This window comes from Oribacterium sinus, from assembly GCF_963537195.1.
GTDB classification, from domain to species: Bacteria; Bacillota; Clostridia; order Lachnospirales; family Lachnospiraceae; genus Oribacterium; species Oribacterium sinus_A.
Genome location: NZ_CAUTEG010000001.1, coordinates 60,371 through 73,932 on the forward strand (window position 1 = coordinate 60,371; position 13,562 = coordinate 73,932).

Genomic DNA, 13,562 nt, shown 5'->3' on the forward strand with positions numbered 1-13,562 from the left:
CTATTTAAATAGGGGCTGTAAAAAAACAAAATAAGAAATAGAAAACTATTTTGATTTTTTACAGCTCCTATTTTTGTACTTTTTTCCTATCACGAAAATAAAAACTATGAAGAACGCCGATTCTGTGCTAAAATCTCACGGATTGTAACTATTCACCCGTGTGTTCGAGACCTTCCACACGCTAAAAAAAACTAAAGGAGAATTTATGCATTTTCAAGATCAAAAAACCAAGATGATGACTCAGGCGGCGCTGATTGCCGCTGTGTATGTGGCTTTAGTGCTGATTTTTAAGCCCATCAGCTTCGGGGCGATTCAGTTCCGTATTGCGGAAGCCCTTTGTATTTTGCCATTTTTCAGCTTTGCGGCTGTTCCGGGCTTGGCAGTGGGCTGTCTTTTAGGAAACTTCTTTTCCGGTGCGGCAATGCCGGATGTTATCTTCGGAACCCTGGCTACCCTGATTGCGGCAATTTTAAGCTATCAGCTTCGGAACAAGAATAAGTTCCTGGTATGCGTTCCGCCTATTCTGGCTAATGCCATCATTGTGCCCTTCGTTTTACAGTATGCTTACGGGGTACCGGACAGCTATCCCTTCCTCTTTGCTACCGTGGGACTGGGAGAGGTCATTGCGGTAGGCGTTTTGGGAAATGCATTGCTTTTGGCTTTAGAAGGTCGAAAGGAAGTGCTTTTCGGCGCAGGCGTTTAACAGAAAAGCCGGTATTTTGCCGGAGGAAAAGCTTCTCCTTGGCAAGATAGAGAAGTTATGGTATAGGACGGAAGTAGAGAGCTCGACAACTAAGCAGTAGTAAGGAAATGCTTTAGGAGGAAATATGTACGATATTCATTTTGACAAACCACTTTGGGTGCACTTTATCGGAATAGGGGGTATCTCCATGAGCGGCCTGGCGGAAATTCTGCTGGATCGTCATTTTACCGTAACCGGATCGGATGCCAAAACTTCTCCTCTGACAGAGCATCTGGAAAGCTTGGGAATCAAGGTCTTTGTTCCCCAAAGCCGTCAAAATATTCAGGATGGGGTGGAGCTTTGTGTGTATACCGCCGCCATTTCCGAGGACAATGAGGAGTTTCAGGAGGTAAAGCGCAGAGGCATCCCCATGATGACTCGTGCAGATCTTTTGGGACGCATTATGCAAAATTATGCTACGGCGATCAATGTGGCCGGTACCCACGGAAAAACCACCACCACCTCCATGATCGGTGAGATTCTTATGGAGGCGGCAAAGGATCCTACTATTACGGTGGGGGGGATGATGAAGGATATCGGGGGAAATCTTCGGGTAGGACAATCCGACATTTTCCTGGCAGAGGCCTGTGAGTACACCAACTCCTTCCACTCCTTCTTCCCCAGCATTGCGGTGATTTTAAATGTGGAAGCGGACCATCTGGACTTTTTCAAGGATATTAATGAGATTCGGGATTCCTTCAAGACCTTTATCGAAAGATTGCCGGAGGATGGCCTTGTGGTCATCAACAAGGATATTCCTCATTATGAGTATTTCGTAGAGGATTTGGGCGGACGGAAGGTAATTACCTTCGGTCATGGGGACGCGGATTATACGGCGAATTTTATTTCTTATGACCATTATGCAAGACCCAGCTTTACCCTCTTTGAGCACGGAGAGGATAGAGGCAAGGTGACACTTTCCGTTACCGGAGAGCACAATATCTACAATTCCCTGTCTGCTATTGCGGTGGCAAGATATTTGGGGATTTCCTTTGAGGATATCAAGGAGGCTCTGCATCGTTTTTCCGGAACGGATCGTCGTTTCCAGCGAAAGGGAAAGATTAACGGCTTTACCATTATTGATGACTATGCCCACCATCCCCAGGAGATTGCGGCAACCATTGCGGCGGCACAGAAGTATCCTCATAGAAAGCTCTGGATTGTTTTTCAGCCCCATACCTATTCCAGAACGAAGGCCTTAATGGAGGACTTTGCGGGAGCTTTGGCCCAGGCGGATGAAATTATTCTGGCGGACATTTATGCGGCCAGAGAAAAAAATACCGTAGGCATCAGTTCGGATGATTTGCGAAAGCTGATGCTTTCTCAGAACACCAACGTGTACTATATTCCGGATTTTCCTTCCATTGAGAAGTTTATTTTGGAGCATGTGAAGGAGGGAGATCTCTTGATCACCATGGGTGCGGGAAATATCGTAGACGTGGGAGAGGATTTGCTTTCTCTGGAAGGTGCGGAAAGAGAAGAATAGGATTTTTTGAAGAAGGTTTTTCACTGTGGAAGAAAATGAATTTTTTCTTTTCCCAAACGGTGGAAACCTTCTTTTTTATCTCCTGAAAACAGGAGGGATTGAGGGAAAGAAAATTATTTTCTTCTTTCCTGATTTTCCGGAAATCCACCAAAGAATTGTGGATAAGCGGAGTGAAAATCCTTCAAAAAAGGATAGACAAAGCCAGTAAAATCAAGCTTTTAAAGAAAATGAAAAAAGAAACCCACATTATCCACATTGCTGTGGATAAGTCCTGTGGATAAACTTGTGGAGTAGTCTTCTTGAACTGAAAAAGCTCCTATGTTATGATTTGCTCACCGACGACTTAGGGGAGAAAGGGAAGCGATGGAGATACAGTTTCAAGAGGGAATCCAGGCGGAGATTACTTGTGTTCCGAATGCATTTATAGACGAATATGTAGCCGAAGCCAATGGAGATTATGTGAAGGTGTATCTGTATTTGCTTCGCCACCAAAAAGAAAAGCTGAAGGGCAAGGAAATTGGTGAGGCCCTTTGCTTAACCGATCAGGACGTGAAAAGAGCCATCCTTTTTTGGGAGAAAAAGGGGGTTTTAAAAGAAGGAACGGCCAGAGCTTTGGAGAGGGAATTGCAGTCGGAAGAGGCGGCTCTTCTTTCCGAGGAAAAGCTGTCTCAGAAAGAGAGGCTGAGCCGTATGGATAGGACTTCTTTTTTTGATGAGAAAAAACAGGAAATGGACGGGAAAAAGCGGGAAATTGATGAGGAAGAATTTGGCGGCATCTTATTTGTAGCCAAGCATTTGATGCCTGTGGTAACCCCTTCCCATGTCCAGCTTTTTGAATATATGTATCAGTCTTTGGAAATGGATGCGGAGCTGATTGAATTTTTCTTAGACTACTGTTGCAGCCTGCAAAAGACCAACTGTCGCTATATGCAGAAGGTGGCGGTGGACTGGCACGAATTGGGCATTCGAGATGTACGGGCTGCCAGAGAGCATGTGAAGAACTTTGATATGGCGAAGGGCATGAAGCCTGGAAGCGGAGAAGGTAAATCCGGCGGAAATACATTTTCTTCGAAAGGAAAGAGCGGAAGCTCCTCCGGAGAGAAGAAGAGCAATCGTTTCCTGAACTTCAGTCAGGAAGAGGTAGACTATGATTCTTTGGCTAAGCAGAAGGCCTTAGAACGACTTGGACAGTTTCATACCGCTAAGTAGAGAAGAGGCAAAGCATGGCACTGAGTAACGGACAGGTTCAGGAGATACAAAGGATTCTTTCAGAAAGACAGCTGGAAGCCCATAGAAGATATTTGGAGAAAAGAGAAGAGATATTCCGGAAGCTTCCGGAACTGGAAGAGCTGGAGGAGAAGGTTAGAACCTTCTCTTTATCCGTTGCCGGAGAAATGCAGCAGGGCAATCGGGAAGGACTTCTTCGATTAAAGGAAGAAATCGGAAAGCTTCATCAGGAAAAGGAAGCGCTTTTGAAAACTGCGGGCTATAGGATAGAGGATTTAGAGGAAGAAGAGCATTTTTGTCCCCTTTGTCAGGATACCGGCTATGTGGACGGGAAGAAATGCCAATGCTTTTTAAAGCTGCAGGGAGAGCTTTTATACCGACAATCCCGTATGGGGGCGGTGCTGGAGCGGGAAAACTTCTCCAAGTTCCAGCTGGAGCGCTTTGACAATAAAGAAAAGCTGGGCCAATGCGGAAACAAAACCCTGCGGGAATATATTAAGGAGATTCGGGACTACCTTATAGACTACTGTGAAGAATATCCGAAAAATAACCGCAGCATCCTCTTTACCGGCAGTACCGGAACCGGAAAAACCTATTTTCTCCATTCCATAGCTAAAGCCCTTTTGGATAGGGGAGTCAGCGTTTTGTATTTTACGGCAACAGGGCTTTTTGAGTATTTTTCCAAAAGAATGCGAGAAGAAGATACGGAAGACTATATCGAAGAGGTAGATGTTATCCTGATTGACGACTTGGGAACAGAGTTTTCCAACAGCTTCACCACCTCCCGCTTTTTCGCTCTACTCAACCAACGGATATTAGACCGAAAAACCATGCTGATATCTACAAATTTGAATTTTAAAGAATTACGAGAGACCTATTCCGACAGAGTGGTGTCCCGCTTCATGTCCGACTACGAAATCATCCCCTTATATGGGAAAGATCAGAGACTGTAAGAAGAAAGAAATCAAACTTGCAGGACACTGCAAGTTTGAAACTGCTGTGCACTACCTGAGCCGCTCTCGAAATATCTATTTCGGAGACGGCACAGGTAGCGTACAGTAGAGAATGCGAAGCATTCCGCTATTCTCTGCCGGGGCGCTTATTAAAATAAGAGTAAGTTAAGGAAAGAAAAATGCGAAGCATTTTCCTTTCCGTCACCCCTCCCCAAAAATCTCTTCGACAAAAGTTTTTTCCTAAAAGCAAAAAAGAGCATAGACTTTTTCTTTGCTTTCCTGTATTTTTAATCCGTAAGTGTCTATATGTTTGGAAGGAGAATAGTCATGGCTGATTCCAGAACTTCACAGTTCATTGAGCGTATTCCGGTAGGACCTTTGGCTTTGATGCCGTTAAAGTCCATTGAGCCCCTGGGAAAGAAGGTAAACGATTACTTGGTTACCTGGAGAACCAAGAGAGAAAGTGAGCATAAGGAAACTCTTGCCTTTTCAGGGTACCAGAAATCGGATTACATTGTTCCAACAAGAATTTCCCGATTCGGAACAGGAGAGGCAAAGGGAGAAATCCTGGAGTCCGTACGAGGAGTGGACATTTACTTGATGGTGGATGTGATGAACTACTCCATGACTTATTCCATTTTCGGCCATGTGAACCACATGTCTCCGGACGACCACTATGCGGATTTAAAGAGACTGATTGCGGCAACCACAGGAAAGGCTAAGCGAATCAACGTTATTATGCCTTTTATGTATGAGTCCAGACAGCATAAGAGATCCGGAAGAGAGTCTTTAGACTGTGCAATGATGCTGCAGGAGCTTCATGAAATGGGTGTAGAGAATTTCTTAACCTTCGATGCTCACGATCCCAGAGTCATGAATGCCATTCCCAGAGACTCCTTTGACAATGTTTCCTGTACCTACCAGTTCGTTAAGGCTCTTCTGATGAACGTAAATGATTTGGACATTGATAAGGATCACATGATGATTATCTCCCCGGATGAGGGCGGAATGAATCGTGCCATTTATTATGCCAATGTCTTAGGCTTAGACATGGGTATGTTCTATAAGAGAAGAGACTACACCCAGGTGGTAAACGGACGTAATCCTATCGTGGCTCATGAGTTCTTGGGAACGGATGTGGAAGGAAAGGACGTTATCATCATTGATGATATGATTTCCTCCGGAGAGTCTTTAATCGATACAGCCAAGGCATTAAAGGACAGAAAGGCAAAGCGCGTTTATGCTTGCTGTACCTTCGGTTTATTTACCAACGGTCTTAACAAGTTCGATGAAGCCTATGCAGCCGGAATTTTGGCAGGGGTTTTGACTACAGACCTGATTTATCAGCCGGAAGAGCTGTTAAAGAGAGAATGGTATATCAATGTAAGCATGGCGAAGTACATTGCCCTTCTTATTGACAATATGAACCATGATATTTCCATTTCCTCTATCCTGGATCCGGTGGGCAGAATTACGAAGAGAGTTGCCGAGTACAAGGAAGCCAGAGCTTCCCAGACAGAACAGTTTAGCTTAGAGTTGGAAGATGATATGTAAAGAAAAGAGAGGCTTGGAAACAAGCCTTCTTTCTGTATTTCCCCAATATAGTTTTTTATTATCCCTTTTGGTGGTTTTTGTTCATAGCACCCATTTTTCCGTGGAAGAGTTGCAGAGAGTAGCAAGGCTACCCTTTTTTGAGAGCTCTTTTTTGGAAAAATGGGAGTTTTTCTTTTCGGAATTCTTAGGCCAGGTAGCGGTTCCCGGATTTTTCTTTGTCAGCGGCTATCTTTTTTTCCGGAATTTACAGAGCCTTTCCCAATGGAAAGAGAAGCTGGGAAAACGCTTTTTTTCCTATGTCCTCCCCTATCTTTTCTGGAATACCGGAATGACTGTTCTGTATCTTTTGTTCCAAAAGGCGGACTTTAGTATCCACGGAATTCTTGAGGGTATTTTTCTCTATCGGTATCAGCCGGTGTTTTGGTATTTTTTTCAGCTGATTCTGCTGACCTATGCCTGTCCATTCTTTGCCCTAGGCCTTTTTTTGCTACGAAAATGCTTTTCTTCGAAGGTGGGTAACCTGCTCTTTGGCATTTTTCCCCTCTTCTTTCTTGGCTTGGTGTATTTTCGCCTGGATATTCCCTACCTCAATGAAGATGCGGCTTTTTACTATAGCTTTGGTGCTTATTTGGCATTGCTTGGTTTTGGCTTTTCCGGGGAGGGGAAGAGTTTATCTTATGAAAATACGAAGAAGAAATCTGCATTTTCCCCGTCTCTCCTCCTGCTCTCAGCACTTCTTTGCTATAGCTATACAATCTTGGGAAAGACCATCGGGCTTTTGCTTTTGGCTACGGTTTTTTACCGTATCAGTACGGCAGTTTTCTTGCTTCTTCTTTGCCAAAGGGGCTTTTTTGCCTTTGGAAAAAAGTATGCGGACCATAATTTTTATCTGTATGCAGTGCATTATCTTTTTTTGCGACTTTGGTTTATGCTGCAAAAGCATTTTTTTCCGGAAGCGGGAGAGGCTTTGCTCTTTTGCTTTTATAGTTTGAGCCCAATTTACTGTCTGCTTTTATCCCAAGCTACAGCTTATCTTCTTCAAAAGTATGCGAATCCTTTATGGAGATTTTTAAATGGAGGAAGAGCTTAGTAGTATTTCGAGAGCCGAAATATTTAAAGAATAGAGCTGTTATGGCTCTATAGGAAAGGGATGCTTTGGATCTATAGGAAAAAGAAGCTTTTAGAATTTTTTATGAAATAGCAAAAATCCTTTAACTTGACGAACCATCCTATTCGGACTAAACTGATACTGTTGCTAGGGGCGCTGTATGCTGAGAGGTGAAAACCAACCCTTTAACCTGACCTGGATAATGCCAGCGTAGGGAAGCTATAGTGAGCCCTCCATTGTCCTTTGGACAGCATAGGAGGATTTTTTTATGCATAATAATACTAAGAAGATTGCTTTGTCCGGAGTTTGCGTAGCTATGTCTTTGGTACTGGGAATGATTAATCTTTTTTCATTGCCTATGGGAGGATCTGTTACCGCCTGCTCTATGCTTTTTGCCACATTGCCGGGATTTTTCTTCGGCGGCACCTACGGATTCCTGTCCGGTTTGGCCTATGGAGCTCTGAGCTTTATTTTGAAGCCCTATTTCTATAGTCCTGCCCAGTTTATTACGGATTATGTTTTAGCCTTTACCGCCTTAGGCTTATCCGGTTTATTTTCCCAAAAGAAACATGGCCTTTTTATCGGCTATATTGTGGCTTGTCTGGGACGCTTTTTCTTCGCCTTCTTATCCGGCGTACTGTTCTTTGCTTCTTATGCCCCGGAAGGCATGAATCCCATTTGGTATTCCTTCAGCTATAATATCAGCTATATTTCCGTGGAAATGGTTCTTACCCTTGGGGTACTTTTGGTTCCCGCGGTACACAAAGGCCTGTACCGGATGAAGGGACAGCTGCTTTCCGAAGGAGCTTATGCCCGATAGGTTACCACTTTAAACCGCAACTAAAAAGGAACTGTAAAAAATCAAAAAGATTTTCTAAGCAATATAGGTCTGAAATTGGGGCACGCTCTCGCTAGCTTCGCCACGAAGCGGATACTAAGCGAAAAACTGCATTTCTCTTGTTTTTCGCAAGTACCGTCGGGCTTAGACTACCCTGCATTCAGACCTATATTGCCGAAAATCTTTTATATTTTGATTTTTTTCAGTTCCTTTTTTTTAATCTAAATCGGTAACCTTCGGGGATTGAAGCTCTACGCTGTCCAGTCCCTCATCCAAGGTAATCACACCGCTGGCATTGACAGACCACTTATTGCCGTTTCCATCACGGTATTTGGTCTTATTCTTCATGACTTTGCCGGATTCGTTCACCACGTAGCTTCTGTTCTGTCCGGGAAGGGTGACCTTCTGATAACGGGAGCCCTGGTCCGCCTTTTGGAGACGGCCGTTAAAATACAGGTAATCCTGCTTGATGCCGGTGACCCCTCGACCGTTTTGATCGAAGAAACAGGTGATGTTGTTTCCGTCTCCGTCCACCAGATTCATTCTTCCGGTTTTCACGGAACAGTCAGCCTTGTTGGCTCCGCAATAGTAGTAGCCTTCCGGTGCATTGGAAGCGGTGCGTCCCTTCTGGACGCCGTAAACCGGATTGCCCTTTTCGTTGAAAAGGTAGCGCTTATCGTTGATTCTCTGGACTTCGTACACTCCTTCGTTACCGGCTGCGGGATGGCCGTTATTTTTAAAATAGAACCATTCCACATCTCCGGTGGAAAGCTTACTGCTGTTTCCTTCAGGACCTACGGTGGAGTACCAGGTACCGCTTAAACGCTGTCCCATCTTGAATTTATTATCGTTTTTCTCTGCGAAAAATACATAGCCTGCAATTTCCGGATTGGCATCATTTACCTCTGCCCAACCGGTAACCATGATACCGTTTTCATCGAAACCGTAGGAGGCATTGTCCAAGGTTTTTACCGCAACATGACCATCCTTGGAACGAAGCTTTTCTCCGGTGCTTTGATTAAAATAGAACCAGTAGTTTCCATTATTTCCCTTTCGGTTTTCGTCAGCGGTAACGCCGGAGGGAAGGGGAAGCTGTTTCCAGCCGGTAATCATCTTTCCGGTGCCGGGGTCGCAGTAATAATTATCATCATTTACCCAACCGGTCTGCATAATGCCGTTTCCGTCAAAATAGTAGAAGGCATCCTGCAATTTCAGCCAGCCGTCCTGCTTCAGGCTTCCGTCTCCTGTGGCATAGTACCAAAGTGTCTGGCCATTCTGATTGATTTTAATCCAGGAGTTTTGCACCACGGAACCGTTATCATTTTGATAAACCTGCTGTCCTCTGCTGTTTACATTCCAGCCTGCTGCAAAAGCGGTGCCGGAAAAAAGGCTGATTCCTGCAAGCACCAGGAAGGGTAGGGTTCTCTTCTTCATTTTGTCCTCCAAATCTCTATAGGCAATCCTTAAAGGATGGTAAAAATATATTATTTCAGCTTCTCTTTATAATACTATCCTTTTCCCATAGGAAAAACAACGAATTTTTCCTAACGAAAAGGACAAAAAGCTTACGGTTTAAGAACGTTCTTCCCCTTGAAACCATCTGGCGGAACAACCGCAGGGCAGTACCTGATTGCTTTCTGCAATGGGCAGGCCCACTTCCTGAGAATCCACGATGCCGCCACGGCTTTTTTGAATCAAATCCTTCAGCATATAGGCCATAACCCCCGGCTGTAATCCGGTGGTGTAGGAATTTAAGAGGAAAAAGAGGGCGTCTTTTTTCAAAATCTTTTCGCTCAGCTGTAAAAAGGGATAGATGCTGTCTTCGATTTTCCAGATTTCTCCCTTGGGACCTCTGCCGTAGGAAGGGGGATCCATGATGATGCCATCGTACTGATTGCCTCTTCGGATTTCCCGCTCCACAAATTTCACACAGTCATCCACCAGATAGCGGATGGGGGCGGAAGCAAGACCGGAAAGCTCGGCATTTTCCTTGGCCCATTGCACCATGCCTTTGGAGGCATCCACATGGGTCAGCTCCGCACCGGCCTTTGCTGCGGCCAAGGTAGCGCCTCCGGTATAGGCAAAAAGATTTAAAATCTTGATGGGTGTTTTATCTCCCTTTTCCAGCCTTCTCTTTTTTTCTTCCGCAATCTTTTCGGAAAACCAATCCCAGTTGGCTGCCTGCTCCGGAAAAAGTCCGGTGTGCTTAAAAGCAAAGGGCTTTAAATGGAAGGCAAGGCTCTGCTCCGGATTTCCGTTCAGCCCATAGGAAATCTTCCACTGCTTGGGCAGGTCGAAAAATTCCCAGTCTCCTCCCCCGGCCTTGGAACGGTGGTAGTGGCCGTTACATTTTTTCCATAGAGGATTTTTCTTCGGATTTTGCCAAATGACCTGGGGGTCCGGTCTACGCAAAATATACTTTCCCCAACGCTCTAATTTTTCTCCGGAAGAGCTGTCCAAAACGGCATAATCCACCCAATTCTTTGCTAGAAACATTTTTCCTCCTTAAAAGCCCGACAAACTGGCATTTATCCTAGCATTCTTTTAGGAAAATGACAAGAAATGCGGGAAAAAGAAAAGAATCCCAAGGCCGCCCTTTTCGGATAGAAAATTTATGTTAAAATAGGGGACGGTACAGACCGGATAGGGAAAATTCCCGAGGAGGAAGCTTGATTATCGAAGAAACAAAAGACTACCTTGTGTTTTATAAGGAAGCAGGACTGGATAGCGAAAAGGATGCTCCAAAGGACTGCCTTCCCGTTCATCGCCTGGATAAGGTGGCTTCCGGTCTTTTATTGTATGGGAAAAATAAGGAGGCTGCGGCGGCTCTGTCCAAGCAGCTGACAGAGAAAAAAATCAAAAAACGTTATCATATCGTGGTACCCAAGGGAGAAGAGGGAAAAGCTTTACCGGAGGAGGGATGCTTTCAGGACTATCTCTATAAGGACAACAAAAAACAGAAGTGTTTTCCGGTGAAAAGCCTTAGAAAGGGCGTAAAGGAAGCGATTCTCCGCTATAAGATTTTGGAGGAAAATGGGGAGTGGATGCTTCTGGATGTGGAGCTGGAAACCGGACGCTTTCATCAAATCCGTGCCCAGTTTGCAAGTCGGGGTTTTCCTCTTTACGGAGACGGAAAATACGGTTCCCGGCAGAAAGGGACAGTGGGTTTACACTGCTATCAACTCTCTTTTTTGGATTTAAAAACGGGAGAGGAAAGAGGGTATGAGATAAAAAATCCTGAGGGAGAGCCCTGGAGTATTTTTGAAAATGTTATGGCGTCTAAAAGCTAATACTATAAGAAAAACCAACACAGAGACATTCCCTGAAATACAAAAGCTATGAAGGGGAAAACGAAAAGAAATTAGCTAAGAAAAAAATAGCTAAGAAAAGAAAATAGCTAAGAAGAGAAAAATAGAAAAGAAGAGAAAAACAGAAAAGAAGAGAAAAAGAAAGTAGGAGTCATGCAAAACGGAGATATGCCATTAAAGAAGAAAAAGAAGCCGGCGGCTTCCCGAAGAAATCCGGGGGAAGAACAGAGGAAGGAGGCAGTAGAGCAGAGGGATACCGAGTCACGGAAGGAAATCGGCTTGGGGAAGGATGGGAAGTCAAGCTCCATCGATTATCGTTTCACTCCTTGTCTGGAAAGCTTTCGTTGTGCCCACTGCGGAAAGGAAATTCATCCTGAGGGAGCAGGTTCTCAGCATAGAAATCATTGTCCCCACTGCCTGTACAGTCTCCATGTGGATGAGGAGCCGGGAGATCGGAAAGCCGGCTGTCGTGGGCAAATGGAGCCCATCGGCGTAATCTCCAAGGGAGACGGGGATTGGAGCATTCTACACCTTTGTAAGTCCTGCGGAAAGCTCTCTTTAAACCGGGCTTTGGCGGATGATAACCCTCTGCTTTTGATGCAGCTTGCGGTGAAGCCCTTGTCTTCTCCCCCCTTTCCCATGTCCTTCCTGTCTCACTTTTTGGAAGAAAAGGGAAAGTAGGGCAAATGTCGGTAAAGCGTAGCATAGAGCAAGGAAGTAAAGAGAAGTAGCATAAAGAGAAGTGTAGTAAAGAGTAGTGCAGTAAAGAGTAGTGCAGTAAAGAGTAGTAGCATAAAGAGTAGTATAGTAAAGCGTGGTATAGCCCAAAGCGGTATAGCGAGATGAGGCTTAAAGTAGAATAGGAGTAGTATGAAAAAGAATCTTTTGGTGGCCCAGTCCGGCGGACCTACTGCGGTAATCAATGCCAGTCTTTCCGGGGTAATCTGGAAGGCTATGCAGGAGGAAAAGATCGATAAAATCTATGGGGCACAGCATGGCATTGCCGGCGTGTTTTCAGAGGAATTTGTGGAGCTGAAAGCCTGCGCTGAAAAGCAGATGGAAGAGCATTTTCCGAAAAAAGAGGAAGAGAGCATTCTTCTTTCTCCCTTTGGAGACTTTCTCTTGGGAAAAGGAAGCACAAGGCAGGAGGCGGCGTATTTTTCCAGACTGGCCCAGACCCCTGCGGCGGCACTGGGCTCCTGCCGCTTAAAACTGAAAAATCCACAGGAAGACCCAAGAGAGTTTCAGGAGCTCTTATCCGTTTTTAAGGCGTGGAATATAGGCTATTTTCTCTATATCGGGGGAAATGATTCCATGGATACCGCCTGGAAGCTGTCCGCCTACTGCAAGGAACAGGGGGAGGACATCGTGGTGGTGGGGGTACCCAAAACCATAGATAACGACTTGGAAGGAATCGACCATTGTCCGGGCTTCGGTTCCTCCGCCAAGTATATTGCAGCCTCTCTTTTGGAGCTGGAGCGGGAGTGTCTGGTATATGACACCAAATATGTGATGATTGTGGAAATGATGGGAAGAAATGCAGGCTGGCTTACCGCCGCTGCGGCTCTTTCCGCAGAAAAAGGCAGTATTCCCTACCTCATTTATCTGGAGGAGCAGAGCTTTTCCAAAGAACAGTTCCGAAAGGATGTGGAAAAGGCTCTGGAAAAGTCTGACCAGGTAATGGTGGCGGTTTCGGAGGGCATTAAGGACAGTAACGGAAAATTCCTCTATACCTACGGTCGGGAGGAAGGGAACAAAGATGCCTTTGGACACAGCATTGCCGGAGGAGCAGGAGCGGTGTTGGAGCAGATGATTTTAGAAAAAATGTCGGTGAAAACCAGAAGCATTGAGTTTAATCTATTACAGCGCTGTGCCGGACATTTGCTTTCGAAAACCGATGTGGAAGAGTCCTTCTTACTGGGAGCACAGGCTGTGGAGTTGGCTGTTTTGGGAGAAAACGGGAAAATGTCTTCTCTTCGGAGAAAGCCATCCGGAGAGAACTCTTTTGTAGAGCCATCCGGAGAGAACTCTTTTGTAGAGCCATCCGGAGAGAACTCTTTTGAAAAGTCTTCCGGAAAGAAGGATTCGGAGAATTCCAATGCCGGGGAATCCGGCAAAGCGGTAAACGGATATGCTGTAGAATATTCTGCAGTTCCTCTTTCTGCAGTGGCCAATCGGGAGAAGAAGATTCCTTTATCTTGGATTGGAAGGGACGGACACAGTCTGGAAGAGGAGGCCTTGGCCTATCTTCGTCCCCTAATTCAGGGAGAATACAGCTGTGATTTCGTAGACGGCCTTCCCCAATATATTTCTTTTTTTGAGAAGTCCGGAAAATAAATTGCCTCG

General features: G+C 45.2%; 13 protein-coding genes and 1 riboswitch. Of the genes, 11 read left to right on the forward strand and 2 right to left on the reverse strand.

Annotated elements, in window-relative coordinates; translation table 11 throughout:
• Positions 1-205: 205 nt before the first annotated feature.
• From RYL27_RS00260 to RYL27_RS00295, 8 genes are all read left to right on the forward strand, one after another.
• Entirely contained in the window at positions 206-703 is a 498-nt protein-coding gene (locus RYL27_RS00260; protein WP_314330439.1) for a QueT transporter family protein, read from the forward strand.
• Positions 704-827: 124 nt separating this feature from the next.
• Complete coding sequence (murC, locus tag RYL27_RS00265; RefSeq protein WP_314964277.1) at positions 828-2,228, forward strand: UDP-N-acetylmuramate--L-alanine ligase; 1,401 nt, start codon at positions 828-830, stop codon at positions 2,226-2,228.
• 98 nt (positions 2,229-2,326) lie between these two features.
• Positions 2,327-2,509, forward strand: coding sequence for a hypothetical protein (locus tag RYL27_RS00270; protein WP_314667722.1), 183 nt, complete (start codon positions 2,327-2,329; stop codon positions 2,507-2,509).
• 82 nt (positions 2,510-2,591) lie between these two features.
• Entirely contained in the window at positions 2,592-3,437 is an 846-nt protein-coding gene (locus tag RYL27_RS00275; RefSeq protein WP_314964281.1) for a DnaD domain-containing protein, read from the forward strand.
• 14 nt (positions 3,438-3,451) lie between these two features.
• Positions 3,452-4,408, forward strand: coding sequence for an ATP-binding protein (locus RYL27_RS00280; protein WP_314964284.1), 957 nt, complete (start codon positions 3,452-3,454; stop codon positions 4,406-4,408).
• A gap of 327 nt (positions 4,409-4,735) precedes the next feature.
• The gene (locus tag RYL27_RS00285) at positions 4,736-5,962 is read left to right on the forward strand and encodes a ribose-phosphate pyrophosphokinase (RefSeq protein WP_314834009.1); all 1,227 of its coding nucleotides are present in this window, start codon (positions 4,736-4,738) and stop codon (positions 5,960-5,962) included.
• Positions 5,952-7,052, forward strand: a complete 1,101-nt coding sequence (locus RYL27_RS00290; protein WP_314964286.1) for an acyltransferase family protein — start codon at positions 5,952-5,954, stop codon at positions 7,050-7,052. Before RYL27_RS00285 ends, RYL27_RS00290 begins: the two co-directional genes overlap by 11 nt.
• Before the next feature lie 157 nt (positions 7,053-7,209).
• A riboswitch (TPP riboswitch) is annotated at positions 7,210-7,304 on the forward strand.
• A gap of 34 nt (positions 7,305-7,338) precedes the next feature.
• Positions 7,339-7,890: an energy-coupled thiamine transporter ThiT gene (locus tag RYL27_RS00295; protein ID WP_183684733.1), complete on the forward strand. Its 552-nt coding sequence runs from the start codon at positions 7,339-7,341 to the stop codon at positions 7,888-7,890.
• Between the two features lie 234 nt (positions 7,891-8,124).
• Here RYL27_RS00295 and RYL27_RS00300 read toward each other — a convergent pair whose 3' ends face one another.
• Together RYL27_RS00300 and RYL27_RS00305 are read right to left on the reverse strand one after the other, a co-directional pair.
• Positions 8,125-9,342, reverse strand: coding sequence for a cell wall-binding protein (locus tag RYL27_RS00300; protein ID WP_314964289.1), 1,218 nt, complete (start codon positions 9,340-9,342; stop codon positions 8,125-8,127).
• Positions 9,343-9,480: 138 nt separating this feature from the next.
• On the reverse strand, positions 9,481-10,404 hold the full coding sequence (locus RYL27_RS00305; protein ID WP_314964292.1) for a class I SAM-dependent methyltransferase: 924 nt from the start codon (positions 10,402-10,404) through the stop codon (positions 9,481-9,483).
• Positions 10,405-10,577: 173 nt separating this feature from the next.
• On the opposite strand from RYL27_RS00305, the gene RYL27_RS00310 reads away from it, so the two are divergent.
• The 3 genes from RYL27_RS00310 (at position 10,578) to RYL27_RS00320 (ending at position 13,553) form a co-directional block, all read left to right on the forward strand.
• Positions 10,578-11,198 carry an RluA family pseudouridine synthase gene (locus RYL27_RS00310; protein WP_314964295.1) on the forward strand — a complete coding sequence of 207 codons (621 nt, stop codon included), beginning with the start codon at positions 10,578-10,580 and terminating at the stop codon, positions 11,196-11,198.
• A gap of 171 nt (positions 11,199-11,369) precedes the next feature.
• On the forward strand, positions 11,370-11,897 hold the full coding sequence (locus tag RYL27_RS00315) for an RNHCP domain-containing protein (protein ID WP_314964297.1): 528 nt from the start codon (positions 11,370-11,372) through the stop codon (positions 11,895-11,897).
• A 189-nt stretch (positions 11,898-12,086) separates the two neighbouring features.
• Positions 12,087-13,553 (forward strand): 6-phosphofructokinase, encoded by a 1,467-nt coding sequence (locus RYL27_RS00320; RefSeq protein WP_314964300.1) that lies wholly within the window; start codon positions 12,087-12,089, stop codon positions 13,551-13,553.
• Positions 13,554-13,562 lie beyond the last annotated feature (9 nt).